Annotated in this window: 18 protein-coding genes; 10 read left to right on the top strand and 8 right to left on the bottom strand. The window is 70.6% G+C overall.

Annotation, left to right across the window (positions count from 1 at the left end):
- Positions 1-116 precede the first annotated feature (116 nt).
- Positions 117-1,316: a quinolinate synthase NadA gene (nadA, locus tag ACGFH8_RS05245; protein ID WP_393363599.1), complete on the bottom strand. Its 1,200-nt coding sequence runs from the start codon at positions 1,314-1,316 to the stop codon at positions 117-119.
- Positions 1,317-1,384: 68 nt separating this feature from the next.
- Here nadA and ACGFH8_RS05240 point away from each other — a divergent pair, with 68 nt between their 5' ends.
- From ACGFH8_RS05240 to ACGFH8_RS05230, 3 genes are all read left to right on the top strand, one after another.
- The gene (locus tag ACGFH8_RS05240) at positions 1,385-2,524 is read left to right on the top strand and encodes a glycerate kinase (RefSeq protein WP_393363596.1); all 1,140 of its coding nucleotides are present in this window, start codon (positions 1,385-1,387) and stop codon (positions 2,522-2,524) included.
- Positions 2,525-2,693: 169 nt separating this feature from the next.
- A complete protein-coding gene (erpA, locus tag ACGFH8_RS05235; RefSeq protein ID WP_007463211.1) occupies positions 2,694-3,062 on the top strand; it encodes an iron-sulfur cluster insertion protein ErpA in 369 nt (122 codons plus the stop codon).
- Positions 3,063-3,240: 178 nt separating this feature from the next.
- Positions 3,241-4,221: a carbohydrate kinase family protein gene (locus ACGFH8_RS05230; protein WP_357374154.1), complete on the top strand. Its 981-nt coding sequence runs from the start codon at positions 3,241-3,243 to the stop codon at positions 4,219-4,221.
- Between the two features lie 135 nt (positions 4,222-4,356).
- Here ACGFH8_RS05230 and ACGFH8_RS05225 read toward each other — a convergent pair whose 3' ends face one another.
- Together ACGFH8_RS05225 and ACGFH8_RS05220 are read right to left on the bottom strand one after the other, a co-directional pair.
- Positions 4,357-4,590, bottom strand: a complete 234-nt coding sequence (locus ACGFH8_RS05225; RefSeq protein ID WP_393363593.1) for a sulfurtransferase TusA family protein — start codon at positions 4,588-4,590, stop codon at positions 4,357-4,359.
- Positions 4,587-5,738, bottom strand: coding sequence for a cysteine desulfurase family protein (locus ACGFH8_RS05220; RefSeq protein ID WP_393363590.1), 1,152 nt, complete (start codon positions 5,736-5,738; stop codon positions 4,587-4,589). Before ACGFH8_RS05220 ends, ACGFH8_RS05225 begins: the two co-directional genes overlap by 4 nt.
- A gap of 231 nt (positions 5,739-5,969) precedes the next feature.
- Between ACGFH8_RS05220 and coxB the strand changes: the two genes are divergently transcribed.
- Positions 5,970-6,941 (top strand): cytochrome c oxidase subunit II, encoded by a 972-nt coding sequence (coxB, locus tag ACGFH8_RS05215; protein ID WP_357245111.1) that lies wholly within the window; start codon positions 5,970-5,972, stop codon positions 6,939-6,941.
- A 9-nt stretch (positions 6,942-6,950) separates the two neighbouring features.
- Positions 6,951-7,376, top strand: a complete 426-nt coding sequence (locus tag ACGFH8_RS05210) for a cytochrome c oxidase subunit 4 (RefSeq protein ID WP_393363587.1) — start codon at positions 6,951-6,953, stop codon at positions 7,374-7,376.
- Positions 7,377-7,555: 179 nt separating this feature from the next.
- On the opposite strand, the gene ACGFH8_RS05205 is transcribed toward ACGFH8_RS05210, so the two are convergent.
- From ACGFH8_RS05205 to ACGFH8_RS05190, 4 genes are all read right to left on the bottom strand, one after another.
- Complete coding sequence (locus ACGFH8_RS05205) at positions 7,556-7,762, bottom strand: hypothetical protein (protein WP_393363585.1); 207 nt, start codon at positions 7,760-7,762, stop codon at positions 7,556-7,558.
- A gap of 475 nt (positions 7,763-8,237) precedes the next feature.
- The gene (gene trpD, locus ACGFH8_RS05200; RefSeq protein ID WP_393363582.1) at positions 8,238-9,299 is read right to left on the bottom strand and encodes an anthranilate phosphoribosyltransferase; all 1,062 of its coding nucleotides are present in this window, start codon (positions 9,297-9,299) and stop codon (positions 8,238-8,240) included.
- Positions 9,300-9,389: 90 nt separating this feature from the next.
- Entirely contained in the window at positions 9,390-9,785 is a 396-nt protein-coding gene (locus ACGFH8_RS05195) for a hypothetical protein (RefSeq protein ID WP_393363580.1), read from the bottom strand.
- 186 nt (positions 9,786-9,971) lie between these two features.
- The gene (locus ACGFH8_RS05190) at positions 9,972-10,892 is read right to left on the bottom strand and encodes a cytochrome c oxidase assembly protein (protein ID WP_393363577.1); all 921 of its coding nucleotides are present in this window, start codon (positions 10,890-10,892) and stop codon (positions 9,972-9,974) included.
- A gap of 108 nt (positions 10,893-11,000) precedes the next feature.
- Here ACGFH8_RS05190 and ACGFH8_RS05185 point away from each other — a divergent pair, with 108 nt between their 5' ends.
- The 5 genes from ACGFH8_RS05185 to ACGFH8_RS05165 all read left to right on the top strand — a co-directional run bounded on the left by ACGFH8_RS05185 (position 11,001) and on the right by ACGFH8_RS05165 (position 16,175).
- Positions 11,001-11,600 carry a heme-copper oxidase subunit III gene (locus ACGFH8_RS05185; protein ID WP_357245119.1) on the top strand — a complete coding sequence of 200 codons (600 nt, stop codon included), beginning with the start codon at positions 11,001-11,003 and terminating at the stop codon, positions 11,598-11,600.
- A gap of 70 nt (positions 11,601-11,670) precedes the next feature.
- Positions 11,671-12,507 (top strand): cytochrome c, encoded by an 837-nt coding sequence (locus ACGFH8_RS05180; RefSeq protein WP_393363573.1) that lies wholly within the window; start codon positions 11,671-11,673, stop codon positions 12,505-12,507.
- A 64-nt stretch (positions 12,508-12,571) separates the two neighbouring features.
- Positions 12,572-13,666 (top strand): ubiquinol-cytochrome c reductase iron-sulfur subunit, encoded by a 1,095-nt coding sequence (locus ACGFH8_RS05175; protein ID WP_393363570.1) that lies wholly within the window; start codon positions 12,572-12,574, stop codon positions 13,664-13,666.
- Positions 13,663-15,294 carry a cytochrome b N-terminal domain-containing protein gene (locus ACGFH8_RS05170; RefSeq protein WP_393363567.1) on the top strand — a complete coding sequence of 544 codons (1,632 nt, stop codon included), beginning with the start codon at positions 13,663-13,665 and terminating at the stop codon, positions 15,292-15,294. Before ACGFH8_RS05175 ends, ACGFH8_RS05170 begins: the two co-directional genes overlap by 4 nt.
- 194 nt (positions 15,295-15,488) lie before the next feature.
- Positions 15,489-16,175, top strand: coding sequence for a DUF4142 domain-containing protein (locus tag ACGFH8_RS05165; RefSeq protein WP_393363564.1), 687 nt, complete (start codon positions 15,489-15,491; stop codon positions 16,173-16,175).
- Between the two features lie 62 nt (positions 16,176-16,237).
- On the opposite strand, the gene ACGFH8_RS05160 is transcribed toward ACGFH8_RS05165, so the two are convergent.
- Positions 16,238-16,525, bottom strand: coding sequence for an Lrp/AsnC ligand binding domain-containing protein (locus ACGFH8_RS05160; RefSeq protein ID WP_355033408.1), 288 nt, complete (start codon positions 16,523-16,525; stop codon positions 16,238-16,240).
- Positions 16,526-16,541 lie beyond the last annotated feature (16 nt).

Here is a 16,541-nt window from a genome sequence, read left to right as displayed (position 1 = left end):
GTCGTCGCCCCGGCAGCATAGCCCTCGGTGACGAAAAAGGACTCGGTCACATCGGCGTGTGTGGCATTAATCGGTGATCCGGCGCTTTTGCGTACCAAGAGCACTACGGATCGTGATCAGGACGCCGCCGGCGGTGGGGTGTCCGCGCCGGGCAGGGCGAGCATCTGGTCCAACGCGACCCGGGCGTGGTGCGCGGTGTCCGCGTCCACCGTGATCTGGTTGACGACCCGGCCCGCGACCAGCTCTTCGAGAGCCCAGACCAGGTGTGGCAGATCGATCCGGTTCATCGTCGAGCAGTAGCAGACGGCCTTGTCCAGGAACATGATCTGCTTGTCCGGGTGGGCCAGCGCGAGCCGGCGCACCAGGTTCAGCTCGGTGCCGAGCGCCCACGCCGAACCGGCCGGAGCCGCCTCGACGGCCTTGATGATGTATTCGGTGGAGCCCACGTAGTCGGCGGCGGTGACGACCTCGTGCCGGCACTCCGGGTGGACCAGCACGTTCACGCCCGGCACCCGCTCGCGGACGTCGTTGACGCTGTCGAGGGTGAACCGGCCGTGCACCGAGCAGTGCCCCCGCCAGAGGATCATCTTGGCGTCGCGCAGCTGCTCCGGGGTGAGCCCGCCACCGGGCTTGTGCGGGTCGTAGAGCACGCAGTCGTCGAGCGACAGGCCCATCTCCAGCACCGCCGTGTTGCGGCCCAGGTGCTGATCGGGCAGGAAGAGCACCTTCGACCCCTGCTCGAACGCCCAGTCCAGGGCGCGCTTGGCGTTGGACGAGGTGCAGACCACGCCGCCGTTGCGGCCGACGAAGCCCTTGATGTCGGCCGACGAGTTCATGTACGTCACCGGCACGGTCTCGCCGGCGATCCCCAGCTCGGTAAGCGTGTCCCAGGCGGCCTCGACCTGGCCCAGGACCGCCATGTCCGCCATCGAGCAGCCCGCCGCCAGGTCGGGCAGGATCACCCGCTGGGCGTCGGTGGTGAGGATGTCGGCGCTCTCGGCCATGAAGTGCACGCCGCAGAAGACGATGTACTCCGCGTCCGGACGGGCCGCGGCCTCCCGGGCCAGCTTGAACGAGTCGCCCGTCACGTCGGCGAACTGGATCACCTCGTCGCGCTGGTAGTGGTGCCCCAGCACGAAGACCTTGCTGCCCAGCTTCGCCTTCGCGGCGGTGGCGCGGGCCACCAGGTCCGGATCGCTGGGCGCCGGCAGGTCGCCCGGACACTCGACGCCGCGTTCGGTGTCGGGGTCGCTGCCCCGGCCGAGCAGCAGCAGGGCCGTCGCGGTGTTGGAGGGTTCCAGCCAGGTCGAAGTCACGTAGCCCATGGTCCCACAGCAGGAGCGCGGCGCAGCTCCGCTCGGTGTGGGCTGCCACACTGCTCGGCATGCGCGTGCTGCTCTGTCCGGACAAGTTCGCCGGCACCCTGTCCGCACCGGAGGTGGCCGCCGCGGTGGCCGACGGGTGGCGCACCGTCACCGACGGCGACGAACTGCTGATCCGGCCCCTGTCCGATGGTGGGCCCGGCTTCGTGGAGGTGCTCGCCGACGCCCTCGGCGGCCGGCGGGTGCCGGTGGCGACCGTCGACCCGCTGGGCCGGCCGGCCGCCGGTGAGATCCTGCTCACCGCCGACGGCGCGACCGCCTACCTGGAGAGCGCACAGGCCTGCGGGCTGCATCTGCTCGGCACCGCCGAACGGGACCCGAAGACCACCACGTCGTACGGGCTGGGTCTGCTGGTGGCCGCCGCGGTGGAGAGCGGCGCGCGGACGGTGGTGATCGGGCTGGGCGGCTCCGCCACCAACGACGCGGGAGCCGGAATGCTCACCGCGCTGGGCGTGACCCCGCTCGACTCGGGCGGCGCCGCGCTGCCCTACGGCGGGGCGGCGTTGGCCCTGGTCGACGCCCTCGACGGCGTACCCCGGCTGCGTGGCGTCCGGCTGGTCGCGGCCACCGACGTGGACAACCCGCTGCTCGGCCTGCACGGCGCGAGCAACGTGTTCGGTCCGCAGAAGGGCGCCGACCGTGCCGACGTGCTGCTGCTCGACGCCGCGCTGGCACGTTTCGCGGAGGTGCTGGAGCGGGATCTGCCCGGCTGCCCGGCCGGGCTCGGCACGGTGCCCGGGGGCGGGGCCGCCGGTGGCATCGGCGCGGCCATCCTCGCCCTGGGCGGCGGCTGCGAGTCGGGCATCGGCATGGTCACCCGGGCCACCCGACTGGACGACGCGCTCGACAGCGTCGACCTGGTGATCACCGGTGAGGGTTCGTTCGACCACCAGTCGCTGCGCGGCAAGGTCGTCGCCGGGGTGGCCGGTGCCGCCCGCGACCGGGGAGTCCCCTGCGTGGTGGTGGCCGGGCAGGTGAGCACCGGCCGACGGGAGGCCGCCTCGGCCGGGGTGACCGACGCGTACAGCCTGGTCGAGCACTTCGGCGGCGAGGAGCGCGGAGGGCTCGACGCCGCCCTGAGCCGGCCCGCCGAAGGGCTGCGCGAACTGGGCGTCCGGCTGGCCCGGCAGTGGAGCCGCTGAGGCCGCCGACCACCCACCACCGGGGCGGACCTGCGGCGGCGATCACGCCACGCGGGTGGGTTCGGCCGAGGCGGCGTAGGATCGGAAGCGGACCACAACCGGGAATGACTGGACGACGCACGGCGTTGGCCAGTGCGTCCGGACCCACACCGCGCAGGGAGACTTCCACGTGACCACGCCAGCGCAGACCGAGTCGACCGAGGCCCAGGCCCCTACTTCCGTCGTCCTCACCGACGTCGCGGCGCAGAAGGTCAAGGCCCTGATCGAGCAGGAGGGCCGCGACGACCTGCGGCTTCGCGTCGCCGTGCAGCCGGGCGGCTGCTCCGGCCTGCGGTACCAGCTCTTCTTCGACGAGCGTTCGCTCGACGGTGATGTCGTCACCGACTTCGGCGGTGTCGAGGTCGTCGTCGACCGGATGAGCGCCCCGTACCTGTCCGGCGCGACGATCGACTTCGCCGACCGGATCGACGCCCAGGGCTTCACCATCGACAACCCCAACGCGGGCAACTCGTGCGCCTGCGGTGACTCGTTCAACTGAGTCACACCACACAGCATCATCGGCGGGGCCGTCCTTCGGGGCGGCCCCGCCGTCGTGGTCACTGGGAGCGGTCCCGAAGCCGGTGGCGTGCCGGTTACCGATGTCCGACCGACAGGACACCGTCAGGTTGCCGGGCCGGTAGGCTGACCGCGCCCTGCTCCCGACCCCGAGGGTTGACATGAAGATCGCCGTGACCGGCTCGATCGCCACCGATCACCTGATGAGCTTCCCCGGTCGCTTCGCCGACCAGCTCATCGCCGATCAGCTGCACAAGGTGTCCCTCTCGTTCCTGGTTGACGATCTGGTGCTCCGTCGCGGCGGTGTGGCCGCGAACATCTCCTTCGGCATGGGCCAGCTCGGCCTGCGTCCGGTGCTGCTCGGCGCGGTGGGGGCGGACTTCGCCGACTACCGCTCCTGGCTGGAGCGCCACGGCGTCGACTGCGACTCCGTGCACGTCAGCGAGGTGGCGCACACCTCCCGGTTCGTCTGCACCACCGACACCGACATGTGTCAGATCGCGTCGTTCTACGCCGGCGCGATGAGCGAGGCCCGCAACATCGAGCTCGCTCCGGTCGCCGACCGGGTCGGCGGACTGGACCTGGTGCTGGTCGGTGCCAACGACCCCGAGGCGATGCTGCGGCACTCGGCCGAGTGCCGCACCCGCGGGTACGCGTTCGCCGCCGACCCGTCGCAGCAGCTCGCCCGGATGCCCGGCGAGGATGTGGTGGCGCTCATCGAAGGCGCCGACTACCTGATGACCAACGACTACGAGAAGTCGCTGTTGCAGAGCAAGGCGAAGCTGAGCGACGACCAACTGCTGGACCTGGTCAAGGTGCGGGTCACCACGCTGGGCAAGCACGGTGTGGAGATCGCCGGCCGGGGCATCGACCCGATCCACGTGCCGATCGCGCGGGAGATCCGGGCGGTCGACCCGACCGGGGTCGGTGACGGCTTCCGGGCCGGGTTCTTCACCGCGCTCTCCTGGGGGGTCGGCCTGGAGCGGGCCGCCCAGGTCGGCTCGCTGCTGGCCACGCTCGTCCTGGAAACCGTCGGGACCCAGGAGTACGACGTCCGCCGCGACCTGTTCGTCAAGCGCCTGGCCGAGTCCTACGGCGACGAGGCGGCCGACGAGATCCGCCCCCACCTCCTCCCGGCCTAACCCCACCCCCGTCCCGCCCTCGCCCGGCCTCGCCGATCTTGCACTTTGTGTTGCCGTATCGCGGCTATTGCGCCTTTTGTCGGCACAGAAAGTGCAAGATCGCGGGGCGGAACGGGGTGGGGACGGGGGGTGGGGTTAGTGGAGGCGGCGGACGTCGTAGGCGGGGCCTTCGGGTCCGTCCACCGAGCCGAGGAAGTCCTGGCCGCGCATCCGGCACCAGGCGGGGATGTCGACCGCCGCCGCCGGGTCGTCGGCGAGCACCCGGACCACCGTGCCGACCGGCACCTGCGGCAGCCGCCGGGCCGCCGCGATCACGGGCAGCGGGCAACGCTGCCCCCGACAGTCGATCACCTCGTCCGGCATCGTCACAGCCCCACCACCCCAGCCTCGGCGCGCAACTCGGCGACGATCCCGGGCAACTCGCCGAGGAACCGTTCGACGTCCCCCTCGGTCGTCTCCCGATGCAGGCTGACCCGCACGTTGCCGTGCGAGAGCACCCCCATCGCCTCCAGCACGTGCGACGGCCGCAACGTGGACGACGTGCAGGACGAACCGGACGACACGGCGAAGCCCCGCCGGTCCAGCGCGTGCAGCAGCGCCTCCCCGTCGACGTACAGGCACGAGAAGGTGACCAGGTGGGGGAGTCGGTGCACCGGGTCGCCGACCACCTCCACGTCGGGCACCTCCACCGCGACCCGCGCCCGGATCCGGTCCACGAGCGCGGCCAGCCGGGTCGCCTCGGCCGCCGCGTCCGCCGCCGCCGCCCGCAGGCTCGCCGCCGCCGCCACCACCGCCGGCAGGTTCACCACCCCGGGGGTACGCCCACCCTCCCGCTCGTCGGCCGGCCAGGGTGACTCCCAGCGGGTGCCCTTGCGCACCGCCAGCACCCCCACCCCGGGAGGACCGCCCCACTTGTGGGCGCTCGCGCTGAGCACCGACCAACCGGTCGGCAGGGGCACCCGACCGACCGACTGCGCGGCGTCCACGTAGAGCGGCACCCCCACCTCGGCGCAGGCGGCGGCCGCCTCGGCGACCGGTTGCACGGTCCCCACCTCGTGACTGGCGGTGATCAGCGCGGCCAGCGCGACCCCGGGGGCGCGAACGGCGGCCGACCACGCGGGCAGGTCCAGCCGGCCCGACCGGTCGACCGGCACGCCGGTCGCGGTCCCGCCCGCCGCCTCGTGCCGCTCCGCCGCGTGCAGCACCGCCGAATGTTCGATCGCCGAGCGCACAAGCGTCGACCCGACCCGGCGCCGGGCCGCCAGGCCGCCGAGCACCGCACCGTGGGCCGCGGTCGTACCGCTGGGGGTGAAGGACACCTCGTCCGGGCGGACGCCGAGCGTCAGCGCGGTGGCCTCGCGGGCGGCGTCGAGCAGCTGTCGTGCCCTGCGGGCCTGGGCGTAGAGCTTGCCCGGGTCGGCCCAGCCGTCATCGAAGGCGGCCAGCAGCGCCTGCCGCGCGACCGGATGCATCGGCGCGGCGGTCGCCGCGTCCAGGTAGACCGGGGATGCGCTCACAGATCCGCCTTTTGTTCGCGATTGCGGGGCTCGCGACCCCGGCTCGCTCCTCGCGCTCACAGATCGACAGGCTATCGCGGCGGTATGCCCATCATCCCCCCAATGGGGGGCGGACAGTGACCCCACCACTGTTGAGTCCGTCATGGTCGAGTAATCTGCGACCGTCGGTGACGCCTTTGCCGCCGGTGCTGAGGAAAGACGCACCGCGGCGCGCTAGGGAGGCAGGACCAGGTGGTCGCAAGGAGTTCGGAGGTACGGCCGTCGGCCGTACGGCACAGCGCTTCGCCAGGGGTCGGTGGACGCCGGGGGCGTGGTGCTGGTCGGTTGGCCGGGCTCGGTCTCAGTGGCGTCGCGCTGCTGATCCTGCTCACGGGCTGTGATGTGGGTCAGGCGTTTGACGGCTTCGGTTGGCCGCAGGGTGGCATCTCGCCGGAGTCCAAGCGGATGTACGACCTGTGGATCGCCTCCTGCATCGCCGCGCTCGCGGTCGGCGTCTTCGTGTGGGGCCTGATCTTCTGGTGCGTCGTGCGCTACCGCAAGCGTGGCAACGCGCTGCCGGTGCAGACCCGCTACAACCTGCCGATGGAGTTCCTCTACACCATCGCGCCGATCCTGATCGTCTCCGTGCTCTTCTACTACACGGCGATCGTGCAGACCGACGTCGACAAGCTGTCGAAGAACCCGGACGTCACGGTCGAGGTCGTCGCCTTCAAGTGGAACTGGCAGTTCAACTACCGCGACGGCCAGGGCACGGAGGCACGCACCACCGCGTCGACGCTCGGCACCAGCGAGGTCATCCCGGTGCTGGTGCTGCCGACCGGCCGGTCCATCCGCTTCGAGGAGACCAGCCGCGACGTCATCCACTCGTTCTGGGTGCCGGAGTTGCTGTTCAAGCGGGACGTCATGCCGGGCAAGATCCGTAACGTGTTCGAGGTCTCCAGTCTGGACGCCGAGGGCGCATACGTCGGGCGCTGCGCCGAACTGTGCGGCAGCTACCACGCGTTCATGAACTTCGAACTGCGGGTCGTCTCGCCGGAGAAGTACGACCAGTTCCTCGCTGCCAAGCAGAGCGGCAAGTCGACCCAGGACGCGCTGACCCAGATCGGCGAGCAGCCGTACGCGGAGACCACGCAGCCGTTCGACACCCGGCGGACGCAGGACAACTTCAACCCGGACAAAGTTCCGGCCCGCACGGGAAGCTGAGGCAGCCGCATGAAGACCGAGTGGCGTATCTTCCTGGTCATCGCCGGGTTCCTCTTCGGTGCCACCATCCTCTACGGCGCCTGGACCAACGGCGCGTCCGGCGGCGTCGAGTGGGTGGGCACCGTCGCCCTGCTGCTGTCGTTCCTGCTCTGCTCGATGTGCGGTGGCTTCTTCTGGTTCGTCTCCCGCCGCATCGACCTGCGCCCCGAGGACCGTCCGGACGCCGAGATCGCCGACGGCGCCGGTGAGGTCGGCTTCTTCAGCCCGGGCAGCTACTGGCCGTTCGGTCTGGCGCTGTCCGCCGCGATCGCCGCGCTCGGCATGGTGTTCTGGCAGTACTGGCTGATCGGCGCCGGTCTGTTGGCGGTCGTCTTCTCCGCCTGCGGGCTGCTGTTCGAGTACTACAGCGGCACCCGGCGCACCGCCGAGCACTGATCCACCCGGTCGCCGTCGCGACCGACCCGTACGCCACGAGGGCCCGCATCCCACTGGGAGCGGGCCCTCGTCGTGGTGCGCTTCGGGCGGCGCGGGCCCTCGTCGTGGTGCGCTTCGGGCGGTGCGGGTGCCGGCGATGCGCGCCGCGGGCGGTGCGGCTGCCGGCGGGGCGGTGAGCTTCAGGCGGCGTGGCGGTGGGTGGGCCGGTGGCGTCGGTGATCGGCCAGCAGGGTGACCGGGAAGGTGAACGTGGCGGTCACCACGGCGGCGCCGCAGCCGGTGCAGATCAGCTCGGGACAGTCGGTGTCGTGGCCGTCGACGCAGAGCGGCACCTCGAACGGCGTCACGTCCTCGCAGACATCGCAGTAGAGCTCGCGGTGCGACACGGGTGTCTCCTTCTCACTCCAGGTGAACCGCCCCGGATGCGACAACGACGCACAACGGAAGCGGAGAACCACTCGCCTGTAGTTTTCCACGCGGGTCCGACAAATCTCCGTCCAGTGCCGCCCCGGAGGCCGGCACAGGCTCGCCGCCGCCCTCGCGGCAGGCCTCCGAAGCAGGGCTGGACGCAGGCCAACGCCCGGACTGGGCGCGGGGCTCCCCCGCAGGCTGGGCGCAGGGCTCATCGTCGGGCTGGACCGCGTGATCCACTCGACATCATTGAGCTCGCGGTATCCAGGGGCCGTCGGACACCACCGATTCAAGGATCTTGAGTCGATCAAGGGTCGGGCGGCCGTCAGAAACCACGGATTCAAGGACCCCGAGTCGATCAAGGACCGGAGAGCGGCGGGCGGTGAGTCGGAGGGCGGCGCGTCGGCGGCCGAGGCATGCGGTCGGCGTGACGGCGTGGCGGCGCGTCGGTCAGGCGGGCGTCGGCCCGAGGGCGACGGCCGTCTTGATCCAGCGGTCCAGGGTCGCGGCGGCCGCGCCCGAGTCGATCGACTCGGCCGCGCGGCTCATGCCCGCGCGCAGCGCCTCGGTCAGGTCGCCGTCGAGCGGACCCTGGGTGGCCAGCGCGGCGGCGGCGTTTACCAGCACCGCGTCCCGGACCGGACCCGTCTCGCCGGCCAGCAGACGTTGGGCCACCGCGGCGTTGTACGCGGCGTCACCGCCCCGCAGGTCCTGGAGGGTGGATCGGGGTACCCCCAGGTCCGTCGCGTCCAGCACGGCCTCGCGTACGGTGCCGTCCTGGGCCGCCCAGACGCGGGTCGGTGCGGCGGTGGTGAACTCGTCCAGGCCGTCCTCGCCGCGCATCACGATCGCCGAGTCGCCGCGGGCGGCGAACACGCTGGCCATCACCGGGGCCATCCGGGCGTCGAAGCAGCCGACCGCGCCGGAACGGGGGCGGGCCGGGTTGGTCAGCGGGCCGAGGAAGTTGAAGAAGGTGGGCACCCCCACCTCGCGGCGGACCGGGCCGCCGTGCCGCATGCCGGGGTGGAACCGGGCCGCGAAGCAGAAGCCGATGCCCGCCTCCTCGACGCAGCGGGCCACCTGTTCGGGGCCGAGGTCCAGCGGGATGCCGAGGAACTCCAGCAGGTCGGCCGTGCCGCACAGGGAGGAGGCGGCCCGGTTGCCGTGCTTGACCACGCGTACGCCCGTGCCCGCGACCACGAGCGCGGTCATCGTGGAGATGTTGACGGTGTGGGCGAGGTCACCGCCGGTGCCGACCACGTCGATCGCGGTGCGGCGTACGTCCTCGGGAAGCACCACCGGCACCGCGCGACCCAGCATCGCCTCGACGAGACCGGCCAGCTCGGCCGGGGTCTCGCCCTTGGCCCGCAGCGCGATGGCGAAGGCCGCGATCCGCGCCGGGCTCGCCGAACCGGTCATGATCTCGTCCATCGCCCAGGCGGTGTCGGCGGTGGACAGCTCCTCGCCCCGGAGCAGCGAGGTGAGCAGGTGCGGCCAGGTCCGATCACCCATGGTGGGCCTCCCGAGCGTGCGAGGTGCGGGTGGGCTGGAACGGGCGTCGGCGGATCCGACGCCGTGACGGTGGCGGATCGCTGGGGGACGTCAGGCGGGTGCGTGCGTCCGCAGCAGCTCGGCCACCGTGCCGCCGGTGGTCACCGGGTCGAGCGGGTGCACGAGCGTGGCGTCGACCTCGGCGTACGCGGCGAGCCATCGGTCGGCGGCGCGGGCGATCACCAGGCAGGTCGGGGGAGCGTCGTCCCGGTCGTCCTTGACCTGCCGGGCGATGCCGATGCCGCCACCCGGGCTCGCCTCACCGTCGAGCAGCAGCAGGTCGATCTCGTAGTCGTCGACGAGCCGGATGGTCTCCGCGTAGGTCGACGCGTCGACGAACTCGATCTTCAGGCCGGGCGCCGGTCGGGTGCCGACGGCCATCCGCATCCGGTCACGGACCTGCGGGTCGTCGCTGTAGAGCAGGACTGTGCAAAGACGGTCGCTCATGCCGGCACTCCGCTTCGCTCCGTGCCGTCATGAGGCACCATCGCACTGAGCCCGATGATTCGTTCGCTGCGCTCACTCATGCTGGACTGGCTCCCACCTCGTAGCTGCCCGCCGATCGTACCGGTCCGCGTGACGTAGCCGACATCCCGCCCGGCGGCACCCGTTGGGGCGTACCGTCCGGGCAGCTCAGGCGGGCGCGGCGTCGGCGGCGCGTTCGCGGGCCTCCTGGCGGTCCAGCTCGCGGTCGACCCGGCGGGCCTCCCGCTCGGACTGCTTGACCCACTGCACCACGAGCACCGCGAGCATCGTCACACTGACGAACTCACCGCCGGCCCAGAGGATGCCGCCGGCGACCACCTGGTCCGCCCGGGGGTCGGACCAGCTCAGGTTGAGCGACGGGTACCAGTCGCCGCCGAAGAGTGTGGTGCTCTGCATGATCGTGAGGCCGAGCACCGTGTGGAACGGCACCGACAGCAGCATCAGGAGCGCGCGCGCCGGGTACGGCCAGCGCCCGGGCAGCGGGTCGAGGCCGAGCAGCGGCCAGAAGAACACGCAGCCGGTCATGATGAAGTGCGCGTGCACCAGCTCGTGCGCCCAGGCGTGTTCGAGGGTGAAGCGGTACAGGTCGCTGAAGTACAACACGAACGGGTTGACCACGAAGATGGCGAACGCCACAAGCGGGAAGCTGTAGACCCGGGCGACGCGGCTGTGCACGATCGCCAGCAGGCGCCTGCGCGGCCCGACCGGCAACGTGCGCAGGGCAAGGGTCATCGGCGCGCCCAGCGCCAGGAAGATCGGCGCCACCATGGACAGCACCATGTGCTGGATCATGTGCACGGACAGCAGCGCCGTGTCGTACGCGTGCAGCCCGCTGACCGTGACCAGCGCGATGCCGCCCAGGCCGGGGCCGAGGAAGAACACGGTACGGACGGCCGGCCAGCGGTCGCCACGCACGCGCAGGCGGTGCACCCCGTAGAGGTAGAGGCCGGCGGCGAGCACCAGGCCGAGGGCCAGCCAGCTGTCCAGCCGGGTCTCGGTGAGCACCGCGCCGACGGTGAACGGCGGCGGGGCCGAGGTGGCGGCGAAGATCGGATCGACGTGCAGCACGCTTTTCAGGCTAGGCCAGGCGAACCGGACGCCGACGGTCGGGCCACGGAAGGCGCAGGTTTGCCACCCCGCTGATCGCCGGCCCCGGTCAGGGGCAATAATGACGGCGTGACTGCGGCCCCAGCCATTGACAAGAGCCGGATCCACTCTCTGACCCGACCGAACATGGTCAGCGTCGGGACGATCGTGTGGCTCTCCAGCGAACTCATGTTCTTCGCGGCGCTCTTCGCGATGTACTTCTCGATCCGCGCGGCTGCGCCGGAGCAGTGGGAGAAGCACACCGAGGCGCTGAACATTCCGTACGCGACCACCTTCACGGTGATCCTGGTGCTGTCCTCCGTGACCTGCCAGCTCGGCGTCTTCGCGGCGGAGAAGGGCGACGTGCACGCGCTTCGGCGCTGGTTCACCGTCACCTTCGTGATGGGCCTGATCTTCGTGCTCGGCCAGCTGAACGAGTACCGGCACCTGGTCGAGGACGGCATCAAGATCAACGGAGACGGGTATGGGTCGGTGTTCTACCTGACCACCGGCTTCCACGGCCTGCACGTGACCGGCGGTCTGATCGCCTTCATCATCTTCATGGTCCGTACGACCATGGGCCGGTTCACTCCGGCGCAGGCGACCTCGGCGATCGTCGTGTCGTACTACTGGCACTTCGTCGACGTCGTGTGGATCGGGCTGTACGGCATGATCTACTGGCTTCAGTGATCTTGCGCGTCACGTTCCGTGCTGCTGCTCCGTCCCCTGAGACAGGTCCAACCGGTTAAGGACACCGCTCATGACTTCTGACAACGACCGCCGACGCGGTCTGCTCGCGCGGTTGCGTGAGCGGCCCGTCGCGCGCAGCAGGGGCCGCCGCCGGCTGGGCGCCGCGGTCCGGCTGATCGCCGCGCTGATGCTCGCCGGCGGTGCCTACACCGTCTTCGCGCCCGGTGCCCAGGCGCAGGACAACCCGCAGCTGACCGCCAGCGCCGCCGAGGGCAAGGCGCTGTTCGACGTGAGCTGTGTGACCTGTCACGGCCGCAACGCCCAGGGTGTCGAGGGTCGCGGTCCGAGCCTGATCGGCGTCGGCGCGGCCTCGGTCGAGTTCCAGGTCAGCTCCGGGCGGATGCCGCTGGCCCGCCAGGAGGCCCAGGCGCACCGCAAGCCCCCCGTCTTCACCGACGACCAGGTCCGTCAGCTCGCTGAGTACATCCAGGAGCTCGGTGGCGGCCCGGTCGTGCCCGCGGGCGAGAAGCTCGGCGAGGACGGCAACGTCGCGGCCGGCGGTGAGCTGTTCCGGATCAACTGCTCCCAGTGCCACGCGTTCGGCGGCGGCGGCGGCGCGCTCTCCTCGGGCAAGTTCGCCCCGAGCCTGCACCCCGCCACCGACCGCCAGATCTACGCGGCCATGTTGAGCGGTCCGCAGAACATGCCGGTGTTCGGCGACAACCAGATCACTCCGGAGCAGAAGGCGAACATCATCGCCTACATCCAGGAGACGCTGAAGCACGACCAGGACCAGGGCGGGTTCAACCTCGGGCGGTACGGCCCCTCCACCGAGGGCCTGGCGATCTTCCTGGTTGGCATCGTGGCGCTCGTCTTCGCCAGCCTGTGGATTGCGGGCAAGTCGTGACCGAGCGGATCGTCCGATTCAGTGCTGTGGTGCCGCTCGGCGCCACCCGTAGCGAGGTGACGGCATGAGCACCCACACCGAGCACCAGGCCCCGCAGGGCCAGGAGCCGCTCGACGTGAACGACCCCAAGCTGACCCGGTTCGACATCGTTCGCGAGGGCGCGCGTCGGGACGACATCGAGATCGTCCACTACGAGCCACAGGTGCTGCCGGGCACCAAGGCGGAGCGCCGGCTGACCCGTGTGGTCGCCGGGTTCTTCCTGATCACCGGCCTGGCCGCGACCGCGTTCCTGGCCATCTACATCTGGTGGCCCTGGCAGTACGAGCCGGGCCGAGGCGGCGACAAGTGGTACACGCCGCTGCTCGGCGCCACCCTCGGCATCGCGCTGCTCGCCGTCGGCTTCGGCATCCTGACCTGGGGCAAGAAGTTGCTGCCCAAGGAGGTCTCGATCCAGGACCGGCACGAGGGACAGGTCGATTCCGAGGGCCGCACCATCACCGGCCAGACCATGCTCTACATGGCCGACGAGTTGGGTGTGAAGCGTCGCCCGCTGCTCGGCATCTCGCTGCTGGCCGGTCTCGCGCCGGTCGCCGCGGTCGCGGCGGCGCCGCTGGTCGGCGGTCTGATCTCCCAGCCGCACAAGAACAACCAGATGTTCACCACCGGGTTCGCCCCGGGCGAGGGCGGGCAGAAGATCCGGCTGGTCCGCGAGGACGGCCGCCCGGTACGCCCGGCGGACGTCAGCGTCGGTGGCCAGATCACCGTCTTCCCCGGCATCGAGCACGGGGTGAGCAACATCCACGCCGACTCCCCGACGCTGCTGATCCACCTGCGCGACTCCGACGCCCAGAAGTCCCGGGAGGCCAACTCCCGGCCGGACATCAAGCACGGCGACTACATGTGGGGCAACTACGCCGCGTTCTCCAAGGTGTGCACGCACGCGGGCTGCCCGGCGAGCCTCTACGAGCAGCAGACCAACCGGCTGCTCTGCCCGTGTCACCAGTCCCAGTTCCTGATCACCGATAACGCCCGGCCCGTCTTCGGCCCCGCCAGCCGGCGGCTGCCGCAGCTGCCGATCGAGGTGGACTCCGAGGGCTTCTTCGTCGCGAAGTCCGACTACACTGAGACCGTCGGGCCTGATTTCTGGGAGCGGCCATGAAGCGTCGAAAGTTTGACCTTGCGGCGACGCCGGGCAAGGCCGCGGTGGGAGTGGACGACCGCTTCCAGGTGGCCACCCCGCTGCGCAAACTGCTGAACAAGGTCTTCCCGGACCACTGGTCCTTCCTGCTCGGCGAGATCGCGCTGTTCTCGTTCGTCGTGCTGCTGCTGACCGGTGTGTTCCTCACCTTCTTCTACGAGCCGGCGATGACCGAGGTGGTCTACGACGGCAGCTACGCGCCGTTGCAGGGCACGCCGATGTCCGCCGCGTACGCCTCCAGCCTGGACCTGTCGTTCGACGTCCGCGGTGGTCTGGTGATGCGGCAGATGCACCACTGGGCGGCGCTGCTGTTCATGGCCGCGATCGTCGTGCACATGCTGCGGGTGTTCTTCACCGGCGCCTTCCGCAAGCCGCGCGAGACCAACTGGATCATCGGTTCGCTGCTGTTCTGGGTCGGCTTCCTGGCCGGCTTCACCGGCTACTCGCTGCCGGACGACGGCCTGTCCGGCACCGGTCTGCGGATCGCCTCGGCGATCATGCTGTCCATCCCGGTGATCGGTTCCTGGGTCACCTCGTCGATCTTCGGTGGCGAGTTCCCGGGCACGATCATCATCAGCCGGTTCTTCATCGCCCACGTGCTGCTCATCCCCGGTCTGCTGTTGGCGCTGATCAGCGTCCACCTCGGTCTGGTCTTCAAGCAGAAGCACACCCAGTGGCCCGGCCCCGGCCGGACCAACAACAACGTGGTCGGCGAGCGGATGTTCCCGCGCTACGCGCTGAAGCAGGGCGGCTTCTTCATGGTCGTCTTCGGCGTCATCGCGCTGATGGGCGGTCTGTTCCAGATCAACCCGATCTGGTTGTTCGGCCCGTACGAGGCGTGGGTGGTCTCCGCCGCCAGCCAGCCCGACTGGTACGTCATGTTCCTCGACGGGTCGACCCGACTCATGCCGGCGTGGGAGATCCCGATCCCGATCGGTGACGGGTACGTGATCCCGCCGCTGTTCTGGCCGACGGTCGTGCTGCCCGGCATCCTGGTGGGCCTGTCGACGATGTACCCGTTCCTGGAAGCGCGACAGCTCAAGGACCGCAAGAACCACAACCTGCTCCAGCGGCCCCGCGACGCGCCGGCGCGGACCGCGGTGGGTGCCATGGCCGTGTCGTTCTACGTCGTGCTGACGCTCTCCGGCGGCAACGACGTGATCGCCGACAAGTTCCAGATCAGTTTGAACGCGATGACCTGGGCGGGCCGGATCGGTCTGCTGGTGGTCCCGCCGCTGGCGTACTACGTGACGTACCGCCTCTGCCTGGGCCTGCAGCAGCACGACCGGGAGGTGCTCGCGCACGGCGTGGAGACCGGCATCATCCGGCGTATGCCGGACGGTCGGTTCGTCGAGGTGCACCAGCCGCTCAGCGCGTCGAACGGGCACGCGGACGGCCACGGCGAGCTGGAGTACGTCGGCTGGGTCGTACCGAAGAAGATGAACCGGCTCGGGGCACTCGGCCCGGCCATCCGGGGCTTCTTCTACCCGATCGAGAAGCCGGTCGAGGCGCCGGTCTCGCCGGGGCATCCGCCGGTCGAACCCCGGCCGGAACGCGAGGAGATCACCAGCGGCGACAACCGCCGCTGACCAGCCCGAACGCACTGTCACGTGGCGCCCGCCGGATCCCGGCGGGCGCCACGTCGTATGGGTACCCCACCGCCCATCCGGCCAGGAGTCGGACGGCCGTGGCGGGACCGGTCGACCCCGCGCGACGGGCGATCGCAGGAATAACCCCGGTGAGCCGGGTATCCGTGCGGTCCAACGTCTCAAGGGGGGGAAGCATGTTGGGTCTCAAACGCCTCGGCCTGTTGGCCGCGCTGGTACTGGTCGGGGTCGCGCCGGCTGCGGCCGCGCAGGCCGCGGCACAGCCGTCGACGCAGGACACCCAGTACCTGCAGGCGGTACACCAGGTCAACCTGTTCGAGATCACCGCCGGTGACCTGGCTCAGCAGAAGGGTCAGGACCAGGGGGTCAAGGACCTGGGCGCGATGCTGAAGACCGACCACACCCAGCTGGACCAGACGGTGCAGCAGACCGCGTCCCAGCTCGGGGTGGAACTGCCGAACGAGCCCAGCGCCGATCAGCAGGCGGTCATCGCCAAGCTGAACAACGCCAGCGGCGCGGAGTTCGACCGGCTCTGGGTGACGAGCGAGCTGGCCGGGCACGTCCAGTCCATCCAGGCCACCCAGACGGAGATCTCGCAGGGCTCCGAGCAGTCGGTGGTCCAGTTGGCCCAGACGGCCCTGCCGACGCTGCAGGCGCACTATGACGAGCTGGTGCAGCTCGCCAACAAGCTGGGCATCCCGGTTCCGCAGACCAGCGCCAGCGGTACGCCCAGCCCGGGTGGCACTGGCACCGAGTCCCCGGCTCCGGGTGGCACCGGCACCGAGTCGCCGGCTCCGGGTGGTAGCACCGAGGCCCCGGCTCCGGGTGGCGGCACCGAAACGCCGGCTCCCAGCGTGAGCTGACGTAGCGACAGCAGTCGGCCGGTCCACCCGCAGGGGTGGACCGGCCGCCGTGCGTGTGCTTGTCAGTCGGCGCTGGAGAGGCCGATCGCGAACGCCTCCTCCAGGTCGTGCTGGGAGTACGCCCGGAACGCGATGTGCGACTCGGTGTTGAGCACGCCCGGCACCTTGGAGATGCTGCCGGCGATGACCTGGGCGATCTGGTCGAACTCGCGGACCCGGACGATGGCGATGAGGTCGACGTGCCCGGCCACCGAGTAGACCTCGCTGACCCCGGAGAGGCTGGCCAGGGTCTCCGCCACCTCGGGGATCGCGTCGGTGGCACAGTCGATCAGCACGATGGCGGTGATCACGGGACATCTCTCCGTT

Source organism: Micromonospora sp. NPDC049175 (assembly GCF_043197345.1).
Lineage (GTDB): Bacteria > Actinomycetota > Actinomycetes > Mycobacteriales > Micromonosporaceae > Micromonospora.
This window is presented reverse-complemented; position numbering and strand designations above follow the sequence as displayed.